We start from the raw sequence: 18,342 nt of genomic DNA on the forward strand, positions 1-18,342 counted from the left end.
CGTCCGGCCCTTACGTGCAAGACCGATACTTCAGATACAGCAGCATTAATCATTCTTGACAGCAAGGAGAGGCAGCGATGGGAATCTCACTCGACGGACTGGCCAGCGGGCTCGATACCACCGCCCTCATCAGCTCCATCATGCAGTCGGAGGCCCTCCCGCAGACGCTGCTCAAGAACAAGTCCTACGACATCCAGTCCATGGTCTCCGCCCTCCAAGGGCTCAACGGCAAGGTTGCCGCGCTGGCAACCCAGGCCACAGCCGCCGCCAAGCCCGGCGCCCTGGACCTCTACGCCGCGACCACGAACAGCGACAAAGTCGTCGCCACCACCACCGCGGCCGCCAAAGCGGGATCCCTCGACTTCCAGGTCACCAAGTTGGCCCAGACCCAGGTCACCGTCACCCCCAAGGTGAATGCCGTGACCGGCTGGCCTTACAGCACCCTGACCATCAACAGCGGGGGCACGAACTACACCATCACGCCGGCCTCCAACAACCTGGACGACGTCGTGACCGCTGTCAACGCCGCCGGTGCCGGCGTCACCGCCAGCAAGGTCGACGTCGGCGGCGGAGACTTCCGCCTCCAGTTCACCGCGACGAAGTCCGGCGCAGCCGGCGCGTTCACCATCACGGACCCGGGAACCACCTTCACGGACGTCAAGACCGCCCAGGACGCAGAGATTTCGCTCTGGCCGGGCACCACCGCGGCGCAGCCCGTGACGTCCTCCACGAACACCTTTACGAATCTGCTGCCCGGCGTCTCCATCACCGCCAAAGACGTCACCACCACGCCCGTGACCCTCACGGTGTCCCGCGACAACGCCGGCATCACGAAGCTGGCCTCCGACCTGGTTGACGGAGTGAACGGCATTCTCTCACTGGTTGCCAGCAAGACCGCGGTCAGCACCACCACAAACACCAGCGGCACTAGCGTCTCCGCCGGAGTCTTCGCCGGCGACAGCACCGTGCGTTCCGTGAACCAGAGCATCCTCTCCGCCGCCTCGCTGCCCGTCGGCACCCCGCCGCGGTCGCCGTCGGAGATCGGCATCAGCATCACTAAGACAGGTTCGATGGAGTTCGACGCCACCAAGTTCGGCGCCGCCCTGGCCGCCGACCCGGCCGGCACCGCCGCCAAGGTGCAGGAACTTGCCGGCCGCATCGCGACCGCGGCTACCAACGCCTCGGACAAGTACACGGGCACGCTGACCACCAAGATCACCGGCCAGCAGTCCGAGGTCCGGGATCTGGCTGACCGGATCAGCGACTGGGATATGCGGCTCGCCTCCCGCAAGGCCACCCTGCAGCGCACCTACTCCGGCTTGGAAACCGCGCTGAGCAACATGAAGGCGCAGCAGTCCTGGCTCACCTCCCAGCTCGCGGGCCTCTCCGGCGGGAGCGCCCAGTAATGACCAGCACCCCCTACGGCTACGGCAATGGCTACGGCAATGGCTACGGCAGCGGCAGCGGCAGCGGCTTCGGCGGCGCAGCCCAGCGCAACCAGTACCTCGCGGATTCGGTCCTTTCCGCCCCGCCGGCACGCCTCCTCACCATGCTCTACGACCGGCTCCTGCTGGACCTCGGCCGCGCCGAGAGCGCCCAGCAGGCCGCCAACTGGCCGGTCGCCTCGGAGAACCTCCTGCACGGCCAGGCAATCATCGCCGAGCTGATCTCCTCGCTCAAGACGGATGCGTGGGACGGCGCGGACGGTCTCCTGGGCCTCTACAACTACGCCTTCACGGCGCTGGTCAACGCCAATATCCAGCGGGACGCGGCTTTGACCCGCGAAGCAATCGAGCTGCTGGAGCCCCTCCGCCAGGCCTGGCATGAGGCCGCCGCGGCCATCCCGGCAGCCCGGCCGGCCGGCCTGTCGGCGGCACCGGCCGCACCGGCCGCCACGCCCTTCGCTGCAGCCGGCGCCTGGAGCACGCAGCCGGGCGCCGCTGGCGGGAGCCTTGGTTTTGGCTGAGCCTGCCTACTGGGAGGACTACCCCCGCGCCGCGCAGTCCGCACCCGACCCGGCCCTCGCCGCGTGGATGCTGGTGCTGGACGTGCTAGAGATGGCCGTCGTCGCCGCGGAGAAGACGTTGAAGGATCCGCTCGGTCCCTTGTCCGCCCCGGAGCAGCCGGTGGCCGCTCTGCCGGTGGAGCGCTGGTCCCCGCCGACTCTTAGCGGCCCCTTGCCGCCCGAAGCGCGGCGCCGGGCCATGGCGTTGTCAGCAGCCCAGGAGCGCGTGGCCCGGCGTCTGGAAGCCGCGAAACAGGACGTGGCCAAGCAGCTGCAGGCCGTGAGTTCGGTGCCCGGCGTCGGCGATCCTGCCGGCGCGATTTACCTCGACGTGAACAGCTAAACCCGCCGTCGGCCGGTCAATTCAAAGAACCCGAATAAACCTTTCACATTTTCTCTAACGCGGCGCTGAACAGTGCCGATAACCACAGTAAGAGCACGGATCGCTCGTTTACCGGCCACGGATCGGCCACCCCACAATTCCCCAGGCAGGACTCTGTGCTCGAATCCGTGACTTCCGCAGCCCTGGCCAGCGCCATGGACGGGCTGGCTCTGCGCCAACGCGCCATCGCGAACAACATCGCGAACGTCAACACCCCGAACTACCACGCCAAGCGCGTCAGCTTTGAAGCTGCCCTTGCCGCGTCCGTGCAGTCCGGGGACGGCCACGCCGAGGCCACGACGGCGACCTCGCTCGAGCCCACCCAGCTCAACGGCAACAACGTCAATCTGGACACGGAAACCCTTTCCAACATCGACACGGTGCTGCGCTTCCAGTTCGCCGCCCGCGCCATCGGTGGGGAATTCAGCGCCGTCCGCGCCGCTATGAGGACCAACTAATGACCTTCGACGCAATCGGCATCGCCGGCTCCGCCCTCACCGTGCACCGCAAGTGGCTCGACGCGGTTTCGGACAACCTGGCCAACATGAACGACGCCTCCGCCACGTCCGGACCGGCGTTCCGCGCCAAGTACGTTGAAGCAGCCGAAGGCGCCGACGGCACCGGCGTGTACGTCAAAAGCACCCAGCTGGGCGACGGCGCGGGCCGCATCGTCTACCAGCCGGACCACCCGCTCGCCGACGCCAACGGCAACGTGAAGTACCCGGACATCGACATGGCCGAGCAGATGGGCGCCCTGATCATCGCCCAGCGCGGCTACCAGGCCAACGCCCAGGTCGTGGACCGCGCCCGCGAGACCTATCTCGCCGCACTTGAGATTGGAAGATCCTGATGCCTGTTTCCCCCATCGCGCCGGTCCAGGGCGTACTGCCCACGGACTACCTCTCCGGTGCCGCCTCGGTGCCTGCAACGGACGGTTACGGTTTTGCCTCTTCCCTCACCGGCGCCGTTGACAACCTCCAGCAGCTGCAGTCGACGTCGAAAGAGCTCGCCGTCTCCGCCGTGACCGGCAACCTCGACGACATCCACAACGCCACCATCGCCGCCAGCCGGGCACAGATCACCCTTGAACTCGTGGCCACGGTCCGGAACAAGGGCGTTGACGCGTTCAACGAGATCATGAGGATGCAGGCCTGATGCCTCCGCAGATCACCGTTTTCTTCCAGCGTTTCGGCGCCGGCCTTAAGAGCTTCACCACCGGCCAGCGCACGCTTGCCGTCATCGGCGCCGCACTGCTGATTGTTGGCGTTGTGGCGCTCTCCGCCTGGCTCACCCGGCCCACTCTGGCGCCGCTGTTCTCCGGCCTCAAGGACACGGATGCGAACGGCATCGTGGAGCAGCTGCGCAAGGACAACGTCCCCTACGAGCTCAGCGACGGCGGCTCCACCATCCTTGTGCCGCAGGACAAGGTCTACGACGAGCGCCTCAAAGCCGCCGCCGCCGGCCTTCCGACCGCCGCGGCCACCGGCTACTCGCTGCTGGACAAGATGGGCGTCACGTCCTCCGAGTTCCAGCAGTCCGTGACCTACAAGCGCGCCCTCGAAGGCGAACTGGCCAGCACCATCTCCGCCATGGACGGCGTGAAGACTGCCGCAGTCCGGCTCGCCATCCCGGAAAAGACCGTCTTCGTCTCGAAGACCCCGGACACCACGGCCTCGGTCTTCGTCGAGACCGCGCCCGGCGTGACCCTCTCCGGCGACAAGGTCCAGGCCATCGTGCACCTGACCTCCGCCGCGATCGAGAACCTCAAACCTGCCAACGTCTCCGTGGTGGACTCGCAGGGCAACGTCCTCTCCACTGTGGGCGGCGGGGCCGCGGGATCCTCCTCCAAGCAGGCCGCCGACTACCAGCAGCGCACCGGCGACGCCGTCCGCGCCGTCCTGGACCGCGTAGTGGGTCCCGGCAACTCCACCGTGGCGGTCGCGGCAGATGTCACTGGAGAATCCGCCCAGCAAAAGAGCGAAACCTTCTCCAACACCCCGGGCGCGCTGCCGCTGAGCGAATCCTCCAAGACGGAAAAGTACAGCGGAGGCGCGGGCGGTGCCGCCGGCGTCCTCGGACCGGACAACATCGCGGTCCCCGGCGGAACCAGCGGCAACGGCAGCTTCGACTCCACGACCGCGACCAAGAACAACGCCGTCAACAAGGTCACCGAGGACCGGGTCATCCCGCCGGGCGCCGTGAAGCGCCAGACCATTTCGGTGGCTGTCAGCCAGTCCGCCGCGGGCGGGCTGAACATCGGCTCACTCACCGCGCTGGTGACCTCCGCCGCCGGCGTCGACAAGGCCCGGGGCGACATCGTCACCGTCGAGGTGATCCCGTTCAGCACCGCGGCCGCGGATGCGGCCAACGCCTCCCTCGACGCGGCCAAGGCCGACCTCGAGGCCCAGAAGCAGCAGGCGTTCTTCGCAACCCTGGTCACGGCCGGCAGCATCCTGCTCGGACTGCTGATCCTGGCCCTGGTCGTCACCATCATCCTGCGCCGCCGCCAGAAGCGTGAGCCGGTGGACCTGGGCGAGCGCCTGGACCTGCTGCCGGCGATCCCCGCTGTGACGGCCATCGATCCGGCCCCCGCGACGTCGGCCATCCCGCTGACGGCCCTGCCGCTGCAGCCGCTGCCGGCGCCGCCCATGGAGGTGCTGGAAGCCGAACGCCGCATGCAGGAGATCGACAACATGGTCGCCGCCAACCCGGAGAAGGCAGCCGACTACCTCCGCAGCCTCATGGATGACAGGCAGCCCGCATGAAACTCGCCGAATCGACCCTCACCGGCACCCAGCGCGCCGCCGTCGTCCTGATGCAGATGAGTCCGCCCAACGCGGCCCGGGTGATGGCACAGTTGACGGACTCCGAGGCGGAGGAAATCGCCGCCGAGATTGTCCGCCTCCGCAAGGTGGATCCGGAGGTCGCCGAGCAGATCATGAAGGACTTCCACGAGGCTGCCCTGAGCAGCCCGCGGCAGGCCCGCGGCGGCCGTGAGCTCGCCGAAGGCCTGCTCGAGGCCTCCTTCGGCTCGGAAAAGGCCGCCGGCCTGATCAACCGGCTGACCGTCAACATGGCCGGCAAATCGTTTGAGTTCCTCGAAGACATCGAACCGGTGCAGATCCTCGCGCTGATCGACGGCGAACTTCCGCAGACCATCGCGCTGGTCCTGGCCCACCTGAGCCCGCGCAAGGCCTCGGCCGTGATGTCCGGGCTGCCCGGCTCGCTGCGGGCCGACGTCGCGCTCAGCATCGCCACCATGGGCTCGGGCGCGCCGGAAGCCATCGGCATCGTCGCGGACACGCTGAAGCTGCGCGGCGGCGCGGCCGTCTCGCAGCAGGCCTCCAAAGTGGTCGGCGGCATCCAGCCGCTGCTGGAAATCATCAACCGGACCGACGCCGGGACCGAACGCTCCGTCCTGGACGGGCTCGACCTGCTGGATCCGGACCTCGCCGTGGAAATCCGCGCCCAGATGGTGACCTTCGACGACATCGTCAAGCTGGAACGCCGCGACGTGCAGCTGGTGCTCCGCGGCCTGGACGCCTCCGTGCTCGCCGTGGCCATGAAGGGCGCCACCGAACCGGTGCTGGAAACCATCACCACCAACGTCTCCGGCCGCAACCTCGAAATCCTCGAATCCGAGATGGCGGCACTGGGACCGCTGCGCGCCTCGCAGATCGAGGAGGCGCGGGCCGCCGTCGTCCGCTCCATCCGCGAGCTCGAAGCCGAAGGCCAGATCACCATCCAGCGCGGGGACGAAGAAGACTATGTTTACTGACGGGTCGTTTACGGACGCCGGCTCCGCCGAAAGCGCCCCGGCCCGCATCGTCTTCCCCTCGCTGCGGTCCAGCGGACCGGCCAACGAGCAGGCCGGCTACACCGAGGGCCACGCCGCGGGCTACGCCGCGGGCGTCCGCGCCGCCGCCAAGGAACAGCGCCGCTGGCGCGACCGGATGGCTGCCGAGCAGGCCGCCTCGCTCGCCGCCGGGCAGCAGGACCTGGACCGTGCCGTCCGCGCCCTCGCCGTGGCCCGCACCGACTTCGCGCACCGCAACGTCCAGGCCCTGCACGATGCCGAAGAGGTCCTGGCCCGCACCGCGCTGGAACTGGCCGAGGCCATCCTCGGCTACGAACTTGCCGAGGGCACCCGGACGGCCCGCGCCGCCCTGGACCGCGCCCTGTCCGGAAACGACGCCGCCACCGTGCTGGCCATCCGGCTGCACCCGGCCGACATCGAGGTGCTCGCCAAGGAAGGCCAGGACCTGCCGGCCGGCCTTCCGCTGCTCGCCGACGCGTCCCTGCAGCGCGGCGACGCGAAGGTGGAATACCAGCAGGGCTGGCTGGACGCCAGCCTGGGCAGCGCCCTGGCCCGCGCCAAGGCGGCCCTGATGGGGGACCAGCAGTGGCCCGCCGATGCCCCGGATTCGCTCTCCGGCGGGCAGCCATGATCGCCCAGTGGCGGCCCAAGGGCGACGACTTCGCGGCTGCCCTCGCCGCGGCCGCGCCGCAGCGCGTCGGCACCGTCACCTCCGTGATGGGCCTGGGCCTGGAAGTGTCCGGCCTGGACTGCGCCCTCGGTGACCTGGTCACCGTGGGGGAGAACCCCGGACTCGACGCCGAGGTCGTGGCGGCCCTGGACGGCTCCGTGCGCTGCATGCCGCTCGGGCGCCTCGCCGGCGTCGCCGCCGGAGACCCGGTCCGCGCCAAGGGCGGCACCGTGCTGGTCCCCACCGGTGCGGGGCTCTTCGGCCGCGTCATCGACGGCCTCGGCCGCCCGATCGACGGCAAGGGCCCGCTGCTCAGCGGACCGCGCGTGCCGATCGACAACGAGGCGCCGAACGCCATGAAACGCGCACGGATCGACACCGCGCTGCAGACCGGCGTCCGGGTGCTGGACACCATGACCACCCTGGGCAAGGGCCAGCGCATGGGCCTCTTCGCCGGCTCCGGCGTCGGCAAGTCTTCACTGCTGTCCATGATCGCCCGCGGCACCGACGCCGAAGTATCCGTGATCGCCCTCGTGGGGGAGCGCGGCCGCGAAGTCCGCGAATTCCTGGAGGACGACCTTGGCCCCGCCGGGCTGGCCCGCTCGGTCGTCGTCGTCGCCACCTCCGACGAGCCGGCGCTGATGCGCATGCGCGCCGCGTTCACCGCCACCCGGATCGCCGAATCCTTCCGGGACCAGGGCCAGGACGTTGTGCTCATGATGGATTCGCTGACCCGCGTGGCCATGGCCCAGCGCGAGATCGGCCTCTCCGCCGGCGAGCCCCCCGCTACCCGCGGCTACCCGCCGTCGACGTTCTCCGTCCTGGCCCGGCTGCTGGAGCGGGCCGGCACCGCCGAATCCGGCTCAGTGACCGGCATCTACACCGTGCTGGTGGACGGCGACGACCACAATGAACCCATCGCCGATGCCGCCCGGTCCATCCTCGACGGCCATGTGGTGCTGGACCGGAAGCTCGCCGTGACGGGACACTTCCCCTCGGTGGACGTGCTGGGTTCGGTCTCGCGCGTTGCCTCCAAGGTCAACGCCCGTCACCACCTCGACGCCGCCTCCACGCTGCGCAGGGTCCTCGCGGCCCGCAAGGCAGCCCAGGACCTGATCGACGTCGGCGCCTACCAGGCCGGGACCAACCCGCTGGTGGATGCCGCCCTGGCGCATGAGGACTCCGTCAGCGGCTTCCTGCAGCAGCCGATGGACGAGTCCACCCCCTACCCCGAGTCCTGGCGTCAGCTGGACCACCTCACTTCGATCCTGGGAGCCGCGGCATGAACCGTCAATTCTCGCTCGCGGGGCTGTTGCGCCTCCGCCAGATCCAGCAGGACCAGGCGGCGTCCGGGCTGGCCCGCGCCCGTTCCCGGTCCACTTCGGTCCGGGCCCGGGAAGCCTCGGCCCGCCGGCAGCTGTCCGCCACCGACGAGGACATCGTCAGCTCCGCGTCGCTGCGCGCCGTCGCGGCGTCCCGCGCGGCGTCCCACAGCATGCTGGCGGACCTGGAGAACCTGGCCCGCGCAGCCGAGACGGACGAGGCCGCGGCGCGCGAGGAATTCATCGCCGCCCGCACCCGGTCCGTCGGCCTGGAAAAGCTGCAGGCCCGCCACCACGCCGAAGTGAACACCGCGGAGTTGCGCGCCGAACAGTCCACCCTGGACGAGATTTCCTCGACGATCTGGCACCGGGACGAACAGCAGGTGCGCTCATGAGCATGACCGAGGCGCTGGGCCGCATGCAGGGCATCCAGTCGATGATCGCTGAGCTCACCCGTCCCGCCCAGACCGAAAGCGCCGCGGCGCTGAAGTCCGCCGCAGCCACGTCCCTCGCCACCGGGACCGGCACCGGCGACGCCGGCTCCTTCACGGAGGCGCTCACCGCGGCCCTCGGCGGAAGCGCAAGCGCCTCCGGAACGGATCCCTCATCCCTGGCCGGCGGCCTGGGCCTGGGCGGCACCGCGGGCATCGGCGCCTTCAAGGGGCTCACCGCACCGGCACCCGCTGTGCCGGTAGCTGCAGGCAGCGCGACCGGCACGGACGTGGTGGCCATGGCCAAGAAGTACATCGGGGTGCCCTACGTCTGGGGCGGCACCAACCCGGCCACCGGGATGGACTGCTCCGGCTTCACGCAGCGGGTCTTCAAGGACCTCGGCGTCGAGCTTCCGCGGGTCGTCAGCGACCAGATGAAGCAGGGAACCCCGGTGGCGTCCCTCGCCGAGGCCAAGCCCGGCGACCTGCTGATCAGTTTCGGCGGGAACCACATCTCCATCTACCTCGGCAACGGCAAAGCCATCGACGCGCCCGTGCCAGGCAAGACCATCCAGATCCGCGACGCCTGGGAGCAACAGTCCAACCTGACCTCCATCCGGCGGATCGTCCCGGCGGGAGGCGCCTCATGAAGGGCATGGCTTCAATGGACCTGGCGACTGCGCTCGCCGGGTCTCCGGTGCAGGCCCGCGGCGCCCAGCAAGGGAGCCGCGCGCGCACAGACAGTGGGGCGCCCGACGCCGGCGGCTTCGGGTCCGTGCTGAGCGACGCGGTGAGCCACGAGGCAGCTTCCGCTGCCCCGTCGTCTGTCGCGGCTGCCCCCTCGTCCACCCCTTCGGCGCCCGGCACCGCCACGGCGCCCGGCGAGGCCAAGACCTCGAAAGACGGGACCCCGGCGGACGCCCCCGCCCAGGACGCAACTGCTGCCACTGAGGGCTCCGCCGCTGCGTCAGCGGCCGATGCCGGCATCCTGGCCGCTTCGGCCCAGTTCGCCGCCGCGATCCAGCCCGCCGCGGCCGCGGGGGAGACTACGGCCGCGACGGCGGAACCCGGCGGCATCGCCCCGCCGTCTGTGAGCCCAGCAGCCGCAGCTTCCGGCCAGCTCTTTGTGGACCCGCGGCTGGCGCCCCCGACCGGCGCTGTGACGGCCCCGTCCGCGGGGGAGATTGCGGCCGCGCCCGCACCGGTCGCGGCGTCCGTTGCCGGCGGTGTCGCCCTGCGCCACGAACCGGCGAGCAACCCAGCAGCGGGCCCCGCAGCAGCCGGCCTCGCCACAACACCGCAAGCCGGTGCGGCGCTTCCGGGCATCGTCCTTCCGGCCGCCGCGGCTCAGGCTGCCCTCCGCCCGGCGGGCGTCCCGGCGGGTGGCAAGCCGGCCGCTGGCACGGCCGCCGGCGTCGTTCCCGCCCAGGCTGTTGCCGCGGCCGGAGCCACGACCGCCCCCGCCGCGCCCGCGGATCCCGCTGCGGCGCTGCCCCCGGCAGCCGCTCCGGCGACGGGAGTTCCGCCGACGGCGGCGCAGACCGCAGCTGCGCCCACCGCTGCCGGCACGGCGGCACCGGGCCTGCCCGGCGTCGTCGTCGGGACCGGAGGGAGGCTCCCCGGCGGGGCCCCCGACGCTCCCGCCGAGAGCCGTCCGGCCGCTCCCGCAGCGACGGACAGCGTGGCCGCTGCCGGCGCCGCAGCGGTGGCCCCGCCCACGCCGGGCCCGGCCCGCAGCACGGCACTACCGGCGGCCGCGACTCCGGCTCCGGCCCAGCAGCCCGCCCTCACCCCGCAGCTGGCAAAGCCGCTGTTCACGCTCGCTGCGGCCCCGCACGGCCAGCACATCATGACCCTGAAAGTTACCCCCGAGGACCTCGGTCCGCTGACCGTGCGCGCCCACATCGACGGCGCCGGCGTTCGGATCGAACTGTTCGCTCCCGGGGACACCGGCCGGGAAGCGCTGCGCGGGATCCTGCCGGAACTGCGCAAGGAACTTGCCGACGCCGGCTTTGGTGCGACCCTCGACCTCTCGGACCACAGCGGACCGGCGGGCCGGGGCCAGGACGCAGGAGGGGACGCGGGACAGGGTGCAGCCGGCCACGAAGCCTCCGACGCCGGCAGCGCCGGCTCGGGACCCGGCGGCCGGAACGGGCCCGGCGAACCGCGGCCCGGGCACCGGTGGGACGCCCTGGCGGACCAAGCGTCGCTGCGCAGCACCAGGATCCTGAACGGTCCCCAAACCACCCTCGACATTCTCGTCTGACACGAAGGAACCCGACCCATGACTATCCAGCCCATCGCCCCGCAGCCGGTTACGGCCGCGGGGACGACCCCGCAGGCTGCCGCCGTCCGGGCCCCCGTGCAGTCCATGGACGCCAACGTGTTCATGACCCTCCTCGTGGCCCAGCTCAAGAACCAGAACCCCAGCGCCCCCATGGATACGAACCAGATGATGGCGCAGACCATCCAGCTTTCCATGATGGAAAAAATGACCGAACTGACTTCCAACAGCAAGGAGGGATTCTCCCTCCAGATGCGCTCGGCAGCATCACAGCTGATCGGCCACTCCGTTGACTACAAACTCGCCGACGGCACCACCGGCACCGGAATCGCCAGCTCGGTTTCCTTCGCCGACGCAGTACCGACCGTCAAGGTCGGCGATCTCTCCATCCCCCTCGACTCCATCACCGGCCTTACCGCGCCGGCCGCTTCCTGACCAGTTTCCTCCCGTAGAAAGGCAGTTCCCATGCTCCGCTCGCTGTACTCCGGAATCTCCGGCCTTCGTGCCCACCAGACCATGCTGGATGTCACCGGCAACAACATCGCCAACGTCAACACGGCCGGCTTCAAGGCGTCCTCCACGCAGTTCCAGGACACCCTCTCGCAGCTGACCCAGGGCGCGTCCGCGCCGCAGGGGGAGTCCGGCGGCAGCAACCCGGCGCAGATCGGCCTCGGCGTCCGCGTCGCCGGCGTCAGCACCAACTTCGCCCAGGGCTCCTCGCAGAGCACCGGCCGCGCCACGGACATGATGATCTCCGGCGACGGCTTCTTCGTCACCAGCAAGGGCGGCCAGCAGCTGTTCACCCGTGCGGGATCCATGACGTTCGACGCCGCCAGCCAGCTCGTCAGCCCGGACGGCGGCATCCTGCAGGGCTGGACCGCCAACAACGGCAAGGTGGACCAGGCGGGTGCCATCGGCGACATCACGCTTAACCCCAACACCATGATCGCGACCCCCACGACCTCCATGACGCTGGACGGCAACCTGCCCGCGGACGCCGGTTCGGCGTCGTTCGACCGCGTGGTCAAGGTCTACGACTCCGTCGGCGCCGCCAGCAACCTCACCCTCACCTTGGTCCAGCAGCCTGGCGGCTGGGGTGTGTCCACCGACGGCGGCGCCACCATCGCGGACCGGATGAGCTTCACCGACGGCCGACTGACCTCTCCGGGCAAGCTCAACGTTGCGGGCAAGACCATCGACGTAAGCCAGGTTTCCTCCTTCGCCGGCATGAGCTCGCTCACCGTCAGCGGCCAGAACGGCACCCCGGCCGGGAAGCTGGAATCCTTCACCCTCGGCAATGACGGCTCCCTGATCGGGTCCTTCAGCAACGGCACCAAGCAGGTCCTGGCCAAGATCGCGCTGGCGAAGTTCACCAACCCGGCCGGCCTGGAGAAGGCCGGCGGATCCTCCTACGTCGCCACCGCCAACTCCGGCAACGTCCAGCTGGGCGCGGCCGGCGACCCGGGCATCGGCACCCTGGCCGGCGGCTCGCTGGAGATGTCCAACGTGGACCTGTCCCAGGAGTTCACCAACCTGATCGTCGCCCAGCGTGGCTTCCAGGCCAACGCCCGCATCATCACCACCTCGGACGAGGTCCTGCAGGAGCTCGGCAACCTCAAGCGCTAACCGCTGGCGCACCGCGGTCCAAGGTCGCCAGCGAGGGGCGCACGGAAGACAGCCACGGGACTCATCCAGCTCCGAGGACCCGAGCTGTCCGCTCGCATGCACCCGTGCGACGGCAAACGCGGTGCCGGCCGTGTTTTTTCGCACCGGTTTTGGAAAAACGCGGCGCGGGCGGCCTGATGCGCCCCGGATCCGGGGCGCGCAGGCCCGTTTCCGCCGCGGGTGTCCGCTGCCGTAGCGAAATGCGGGCGAACGGCACGGCCGTGGAACGGCGGGCTACATGGAAGGGGTCCCTTGGGGACCCCTTTCGTGTGTCCGCGGCGCCTAACGAAAGCGCGGGGGCGGCCGACAGTAAGGGGAGAACACCCCTACCCGCCGCTTGGCCGCAACGCCAGGCAGTCCCCAGAGCAGAATCGGCCCATGATCGTTGTCACACGCCTCAACGGAACGCGCTTCGCGGTCAATCCGGACCTGATTGAACGGATCCACGAGAGTCCGGACACCCACCTGGTCACGCTCGACGGCGCCGCTTATGTTGTGCTCGAAAGCCTGGCCGAGGTGGTCGAGCTGATTGCCGACTACCGCGCCTACGTCCTGAACAAGGCGCGGGATTTTCCCGCCGTCACGGGCTACCCCTTGAGCCTGGTCCCGCCTGCCGGACCGGACGACGACGCCTCCGCACCTGAACCACCAAGGAAGTAAGCCATGGATCCCGCAACAATCATTGGACTGCTCCTCGCGTTTGGTTCCGTCGTCACCATGGTGGTCATTGAAGGTGGCAGCATCTCCGGCCTGCTGCTGCCCGGGCCCCTGGTCCTGGTCTTCGGGGCAACCCTGGCCATCGGGCTGGCCGGCAACACGCTCAAGGACGTGATCCAAGCGTTCAAGGCCGTGCCGGCAATGTTCATGGGAAAGACGTCGAAGCCCCAGGAAAGCATCGACCAGATGGTCCGCTTCGCGGAAAAGGCGCGCGCCGAGGGCCTGCTCTCCCTTGAGGAAGAGGCCGCGAGCGTCAAGGATCCGTTCCTGGCCCGAGCCCTGCAGAACATCGCAGACGGCACCGACGCCGAGGACCTCCGGCTGCAGATGGAGGACGAGATTGACACGAAGTCCCGCAGCGACCACGCGTCGTCGAAGTTCTTCGCCAGCCTCGGCGGCTACGCCCCTACCGTGGGGATCGTCGGAACTGTCGTGTCCCTCACCCACGTCCTCGAAAACCTCTCCAAGCCGGACGAACTGGGGCACATGATCGCCGCCGCCTTCGTCGCGACCCTGTGGGGCCTGCTCTCGGCCAACTTCATCTGGCTGCCGTTCAGTTCGCGACTGGCCAGGCTCTCCGAGTTGAACATCGAACGCATGACCCTCGTGATGGAGGGCATGCTCGCCGTGCAGTCCGGCGCCCAGCCCCTGCTGCTGGCCGAACGGCTCCGTTCCATGGTCCCGGAGCACCAGCTCAAGAGCGCCGACAAGGGCCGCAAGGCGCCCAGCGGTGACGGCACCGCGGAGTCGATGGACACCGCAGCGTGAGCGGACGCCGCCGGCCCCGCAAGAAACCCGAAGCGCACCACGTCGACGAACGCTGGATGGCCTCCTACATGGACATGGTCACCGTGCTCATGTGCCTCTTCATCGTCCTTTACGCCATGTCCACGGTCGACGCGAACAAGTTCGAGAAGCTGCGCAACTCGCTCGCCACCGGGTTCGGCGCGGTGGCCTCGGAAACCGTGGACACCGCCTCCGGGACCGTGGTCCCGGCCGAATTCGTCAACAAAGACCTCGAGGCCTTTGCCGCCGTCCAGTCGGACGACAAGAAAGCCCAGGACGCAGCCCTCGCCGCCGCGAAGAAAGAAGTGGACCGGCTGCGCGCCCTCGAGAAAAAGATGAAGGCCGGCCTGGCCGCCGCCGGGCTCAGCCAGAACGTGGAGTTCCAAATCGACCAGCGCGGCCTGACGGTCAAGCTCATCGGCTCCCAGGCCTTCTTCGCCCCCGACCGGCCCGAGCTCACCAACCGCGCGTCCCAGGTGCTGCACATCATCTCGCCCATCCTCGGCCCCGCGGCGCTGGAGATCATGGTGGAAGGCCACGCAGCGAAGGGCATTACCGCGTACCCGTCCACTTGGGAACTGTCCTCGGCGCGCGCGGTCAACGTGCTGCGCTACATGGTGGACCGCGGCGGGATCCCGCCGCAGCGGATCGGGGCCGTCGCCTTCGGCTCGGCCCGCCAGGTCAACGACGATTCCACGCCGGCGCTGATGGAGCGGAACCGGCGGGTGGACATCGTAGTCATCTCCGACAAGCCCGACGTCGTCCGGGCCCTCATTCCCCAGGCCTTGAAGCTGACCCAGAAATAGCGGCTCTTTCGCGTGCTGTCTGACGCCCCGTTTATTGCCTGGGGCAGACTGCTTACGACGGCGGATCCCTTGCCGATAGTGGCAACCGTGAGTGTTCTGGATGAGCGGGAAGTGGTACGGGAGCGGACCGTCAGCGTCTATGACTTCCGGCGTCCCGCGACGCTGGCGCGAGAGCACAGCCGCGTCCTGGAACTCGCCTTCGAGACGTTCGCCCGCCAGTGGGGCACCCAGCTGACCGCCAAGGTCCGCGTGAAGTCCGTGGTGCGGCTCGAGGACGTCGGCATGCAGAGCTACGACGAGTACGCCGCCTCCCTCCCGGCGGTGACCGCCATGGTGCTGTGCACCGTGGAGTCGCACGATTCCAAGCTGGTGGTGCAGTTCCCCGCTCCTTCGGCCCTGGGCTGGATCAACCGGATGCTGGGCGCCTCGAACGACACGGTGATGCCGGACCGGAAGTTCACGCAGATTGAACAGGCCCTGGTCAAGGGACTTATGGACGAGGCCCTCGAGGACCTCGGCTACTCGCTCGGGCCGCTGTTGAGCGAAACCATCCGGGTGGACACCGTCCAGTACAACTCCCAGTTCGCCCAGGCCGCAGCGCCCAGCGAACTCATGATTGTCGCCTCCTTCACGATCAACGTCGGCAACATCAGTGCCCCGGCCACCCTGGCGGTGCCGGCGGGAATCCTGCTGGGCCGGCTGAAGAAGGTCAACCCGACGGACAACCGCGGGGACGCCGCCGCCCGCATCAGCTCGCAGTTGGAGCGCGTCCCGGTGGAACTCTCGGTGCGGCTCTCGACGTCGTACGTCACCCCCAGCCAGGTGCTGGGCCTCGCGGTGGGGGACGTCCTGACCCTCCCGCACCTGGAAAACCGGCCGTTCGACCTCACCCTGGATGGCACGAGGCTGGCCACCGCCGCCCCGGCCCGCAACGGGTCCCGGGCCGCAGCCGTCATTGTCACAATCGAGGAGAATAACCAATGAGCATCACCCTGACCAAGCATGAATCGTCGGCGGAACGGCTCGTTGAGGAACTGCCGAGCCCGGTAGCCCTGAAGGTCGTCGCGCTGGTCCCGGCCCGCGCCGCAGCCCCCTACGCCCGCCAGGCCGTCACCGCGACCTTCGTCGGCTCCGTGACCGCAGACCTCGCCCTGATGCTCAGCGACCGCACGTTCCTGGACGAGGCGGCCGGGGGAATGGCCGGCGGCCAACTCGGCGTCGTCTCCGTCACCGATGTCCTCCGCCCCGCGATGGAAAGCGCAAGCTCGGTCTTCGGCGCCGGCGTGCTCTCGGACCTGCGCGAGTCCGACGCGTCCGGGCTGCTTTCGGACCCCGACACTGCCGTCTTCGAACTCTCCGACGGCACCAGCCCGGCGGCATGGTTCGCGGTCCGGCTGCGCGAACACGGCACCAGCCAGGACCGTGCCGGCGACCTCTTCGGCGGCGGCGACACGGTGGCCGGCCGGCTGGGCCGCATCAACAACATCGAGATGGCCCTGACCGTGGAGATCGGCCGCACCCGCATGTCCGTCCGCGACGTGCTCTCGCTCGAACCCGGCAAGATCATCGAACTGGACCGCTCCGCGGGCGCCCCCGCCGACGTTCTGCTCAACGGCCGGCTGATCGCCCACGGCGAGGTTGTGGTCCTGGACCAGGACTACGCCGTGCGGATCACCCGGATCCTCGACGTGGCCGAGGGGCTTAGCTGAATGGACTCGCTGATCCTCGGGCTGCGGGTAGCCGTAGCCCTGGGCGCGGTGCTTGGACTGATCTGGCTGCTGCAGCGCCGTCTCGGCAAAGGCACGGGACGACGCCGCGCTGACGCCGCCCTGAGCGTCGTCAGCCGCCAAAGCGTCGGCCAGCGTGCCTCCGTAGTGGTGGTCGACGCCGGTGGCCAGCGCTTCCTGCTCGGCGTCACCGACCACGCCGTCAACGTCCTGCACACCGGCGACATCCCGGCAGAGGCCGCAGAGGCCCTGGATCCGGAGCCCCGCCGCGCCGGCGCCGCCGGTGCCTTCGCGCAGATCCTCGCAAGCGCGGGAGCCGGAGCCGGAGCCGCTGCCTCGGCCGCACCCCTGAACGGGGCCGGGACCGCGGAACAGGGCGGCAGCCTGGCGGCTGGCGAGCCCGGGGCACCGGACCGGCCGCTGTCCCGCCGCAGCTCCATCCGCCGCGAACCCCACCCCCGGACCGTCCCGGGGCGCGGGACCGCGCCCGCCGCGTCCCACCCGCCGCTGCACGGGTCAATTCTGGCCGGTTCCACCTGGAAGCAGGCCGCTGCCGCTCTCAGGAGCGGACGCCGCAATTGATCCGCCCTGCCACCGCCCGCTCCGCCCGCGTCCCGTCCACCAGCAGCAGCCGAACCGGCATCAGCCGAACCACAAGGTTCCTGGCCATCGGCGTCGCCGCCGTGCTCTGCGCCGTCCTGCTGCTCTGGCTTAACGCCTCCGCCGGCCATGCGACTGCCCCCGTGCCGCCGGTTCCGCCAACCCCGCCGGCCAGCCCGGACACCGGCAGCGTCAACATCGAGATCAACGGCATGGACGGAAAGCCCTCCACAGCGGTCCTGACCCTGATCGGGATCACCCTGCTGTCCGTCGCGCCCGCGCTGCTGCTGATGATGACCTCGTTCACCAAGATCTTCGTGGTGCTCGCGATGACCCGCAACGCGCTCTCGCTCCCGTCCATACCGCCCAACCAGGTACTGGCGGGCCTGGCCCTGTTCCTGTCGATCTTCGTCATGTGGCCGGTCATCAACGAGATGAACACCATCGGCGTGCAGCCCTACCTGAACGGCACCTTGGATTTCAACGGCGCGCTCAGCGCCGGCTCGGGCCCGCTGCAGCACTTCATGCTGGCGCACACCCGCGAGGAAGACATCGCGCTGATGACCCGCGCCGCCGGCATGGAGAACCCGGCCACGCCGGAAGCGGTGCCGCTGCAGACGCTCATCCCGGCATTCATGATTTCCGAACTCCGGGCCGCCTTCATTATCGGCTTCGTCATCTTCATCCCGTTCCTCGTGATCGACCTCGTCGTCTCCGCGGCCCTGATGTCGATGGGCATGATGATGCTCCCGCCGGTGATGATCTCGCTGCCGTTCAAGATCCTGCTCTTTGTCCTCGTGGACGGCTGGGGCCTGATCATCACCTCGCTGATCCAAAGTTATGCAGGCTCGGGATGAACGCCAACGCCGTCCTGGACATCTGCCTCCAGGCCATGATCGTGGCCGCCAAGCTCTCGGCCCCGGTGCTGGTGACCGCGCTGGTGGTGGGCCTGGCGATTTCCCTGCTTCAGTCCATCACCCAGCTCCAGGAAGCCACCCTCTCCTTCGTGCCCAAACTGGCCGCCGTGGCCGTGGCGCTGCTGATCTGCGGACACTGGATGATCTCGGAGATGGTCGCGTTCACCAACGACCTCTTCGCCAAGATCCCCTCCCTGCTCGGAGGCTTGTGAG

At 69.3% G+C, this 18,342-nt stretch carries 23 protein-coding genes; all 23 read left to right on the plus strand.

Translation table 11 applies throughout. The features are described 5' to 3' along the window. Positions 1–77: 77 nt before the first annotated feature. The 23 genes from fliD to fliQ all read left to right on the plus strand — a co-directional run bounded on the left by fliD (position 78) and on the right by fliQ (position 18,341). Positions 78–1,406, plus strand: coding sequence for a flagellar filament capping protein FliD (fliD, locus tag AC1DH3_RS08775; protein ID WP_476909077.1), 1,329 nt, complete (start codon positions 78–80; stop codon positions 1,404–1,406). Continuing rightward, on the plus strand, positions 1,406–1,966 hold the full coding sequence (gene fliS / locus AC1DH3_RS08780) for a flagellar export chaperone FliS (RefSeq protein WP_476909078.1): 561 nt from the start codon (positions 1,406–1,408) through the stop codon (positions 1,964–1,966). Before fliD ends, fliS begins: the two co-directional genes overlap by 1 nt. Next, positions 1,959–2,348, plus strand: coding sequence for a hypothetical protein (locus AC1DH3_RS08785; protein ID WP_476909079.1), 390 nt, complete (start codon positions 1,959–1,961; stop codon positions 2,346–2,348). Before fliS ends, AC1DH3_RS08785 begins: the two co-directional genes overlap by 8 nt. A 155-nt stretch (positions 2,349–2,503) precedes the next feature. Further along, a complete protein-coding gene (locus AC1DH3_RS08790) occupies positions 2,504–2,845 on the plus strand; it encodes a flagellar basal body rod protein FlgB (RefSeq protein WP_441418216.1) in 342 nt (113 codons plus the stop codon). Next, complete coding sequence (locus AC1DH3_RS08795) at positions 2,845–3,237, plus strand: flagellar basal body rod protein FlgC (RefSeq protein ID WP_441418217.1); 393 nt, start codon at positions 2,845–2,847, stop codon at positions 3,235–3,237. Before AC1DH3_RS08790 ends, AC1DH3_RS08795 begins: the two co-directional genes overlap by 1 nt. Then, the gene (fliE, locus tag AC1DH3_RS08800) at positions 3,237–3,542 is read left to right on the plus strand and encodes a flagellar hook-basal body complex protein FliE (protein WP_476909080.1); all 306 of its coding nucleotides are present in this window, start codon (positions 3,237–3,239) and stop codon (positions 3,540–3,542) included. Before AC1DH3_RS08795 ends, fliE begins: the two co-directional genes overlap by 1 nt. Then, on the plus strand, positions 3,542–5,152 hold the full coding sequence (fliF, locus tag AC1DH3_RS08805) for a flagellar basal-body MS-ring/collar protein FliF (RefSeq protein ID WP_476909081.1): 1,611 nt from the start codon (positions 3,542–3,544) through the stop codon (positions 5,150–5,152). The genes fliE and fliF overlap by 1 nt, the downstream gene beginning before the upstream one ends. Continuing rightward, positions 5,149–6,165 carry a flagellar motor switch protein FliG gene (gene fliG / locus AC1DH3_RS08810; RefSeq protein ID WP_441418220.1) on the plus strand — a complete coding sequence of 339 codons (1,017 nt, stop codon included), beginning with the start codon at positions 5,149–5,151 and terminating at the stop codon, positions 6,163–6,165. The genes fliF and fliG overlap by 4 nt, the downstream gene beginning before the upstream one ends. After that, the gene (locus AC1DH3_RS08815) at positions 6,155–6,835 is read left to right on the plus strand and encodes a FliH/SctL family protein (RefSeq protein WP_476909082.1); all 681 of its coding nucleotides are present in this window, start codon (positions 6,155–6,157) and stop codon (positions 6,833–6,835) included. The genes fliG and AC1DH3_RS08815 overlap by 11 nt, the downstream gene beginning before the upstream one ends. Beyond that, a complete protein-coding gene (locus tag AC1DH3_RS08820; protein WP_476909083.1) occupies positions 6,832–8,160 on the plus strand; it encodes a FliI/YscN family ATPase in 1,329 nt (442 codons plus the stop codon). Before AC1DH3_RS08815 ends, AC1DH3_RS08820 begins: the two co-directional genes overlap by 4 nt. Next, a complete protein-coding gene (locus AC1DH3_RS08825) occupies positions 8,157–8,591 on the plus strand; it encodes a flagellar FliJ family protein (RefSeq protein ID WP_441418223.1) in 435 nt (144 codons plus the stop codon). The genes AC1DH3_RS08820 and AC1DH3_RS08825 overlap by 4 nt, the downstream gene beginning before the upstream one ends. Continuing rightward, positions 8,588–9,277, plus strand: a complete 690-nt coding sequence (locus tag AC1DH3_RS08830) for a C40 family peptidase (protein ID WP_476909084.1) — start codon at positions 8,588–8,590, stop codon at positions 9,275–9,277. The genes AC1DH3_RS08825 and AC1DH3_RS08830 overlap by 4 nt, the downstream gene beginning before the upstream one ends. A 5-nt stretch (positions 9,278–9,282) precedes the next feature. Further along, the gene (locus AC1DH3_RS08835) at positions 9,283–10,893 is read left to right on the plus strand and encodes a flagellar hook-length control protein FliK (protein ID WP_476909085.1); all 1,611 of its coding nucleotides are present in this window, start codon (positions 9,283–9,285) and stop codon (positions 10,891–10,893) included. 18 nt (positions 10,894–10,911) lie between these two features. Then, complete coding sequence (locus AC1DH3_RS08840) at positions 10,912–11,346, plus strand: flagellar hook assembly protein FlgD (protein ID WP_441418226.1); 435 nt, start codon at positions 10,912–10,914, stop codon at positions 11,344–11,346. A 30-nt stretch (positions 11,347–11,376) separates the two neighbouring features. Further along, a complete protein-coding gene (locus AC1DH3_RS08845) occupies positions 11,377–12,537 on the plus strand; it encodes a flagellar hook protein FlgE (RefSeq protein WP_476909086.1) in 1,161 nt (386 codons plus the stop codon). Between the two features lie 417 nt (positions 12,538–12,954). Continuing rightward, on the plus strand, positions 12,955–13,236 hold the full coding sequence (locus tag AC1DH3_RS08850; RefSeq protein WP_476909087.1) for a flagellar FlbD family protein: 282 nt from the start codon (positions 12,955–12,957) through the stop codon (positions 13,234–13,236). A 3-nt stretch (positions 13,237–13,239) separates the two neighbouring features. Continuing rightward, entirely contained in the window at positions 13,240–14,061 is an 822-nt protein-coding gene (locus tag AC1DH3_RS08855) for a motility protein A (RefSeq protein ID WP_476909088.1), read from the plus strand. After that, positions 14,058–14,885, plus strand: coding sequence for an OmpA/MotB family protein (locus AC1DH3_RS08860; protein WP_476909089.1), 828 nt, complete (start codon positions 14,058–14,060; stop codon positions 14,883–14,885). The genes AC1DH3_RS08855 and AC1DH3_RS08860 overlap by 4 nt, the downstream gene beginning before the upstream one ends. An 87-nt stretch (positions 14,886–14,972) precedes the next feature. Beyond that, positions 14,973–15,869, plus strand: a complete 897-nt coding sequence (locus tag AC1DH3_RS08865; protein ID WP_476893159.1) for a flagellar motor switch protein FliM — start codon at positions 14,973–14,975, stop codon at positions 15,867–15,869. Next, positions 15,866–16,594: a flagellar motor switch protein FliN gene (gene fliN / locus AC1DH3_RS08870; RefSeq protein WP_441418232.1), complete on the plus strand. Its 729-nt coding sequence runs from the start codon at positions 15,866–15,868 to the stop codon at positions 16,592–16,594. The genes AC1DH3_RS08865 and fliN overlap by 4 nt, the downstream gene beginning before the upstream one ends. Beyond that, the gene (gene fliO / locus AC1DH3_RS08875) at positions 16,595–17,194 is read left to right on the plus strand and encodes a flagellar biosynthetic protein FliO (RefSeq protein ID WP_476909090.1); all 600 of its coding nucleotides are present in this window, start codon (positions 16,595–16,597) and stop codon (positions 17,192–17,194) included. A gap of 59 nt (positions 17,195–17,253) precedes the next feature. Then, a complete protein-coding gene (fliP, locus tag AC1DH3_RS08880; protein WP_441418393.1) occupies positions 17,254–18,069 on the plus strand; it encodes a flagellar type III secretion system pore protein FliP in 816 nt (271 codons plus the stop codon). Further along, positions 18,066–18,341: a flagellar biosynthesis protein FliQ gene (gene fliQ / locus AC1DH3_RS08885; RefSeq protein ID WP_175321994.1), complete on the plus strand. Its 276-nt coding sequence runs from the start codon at positions 18,066–18,068 to the stop codon at positions 18,339–18,341. The genes fliP and fliQ overlap by 4 nt, the downstream gene beginning before the upstream one ends. Position 18,342: the final 1 nt, after the last annotated feature.

Source organism: Arthrobacter sp. 05L428, from assembly GCF_056397665.1.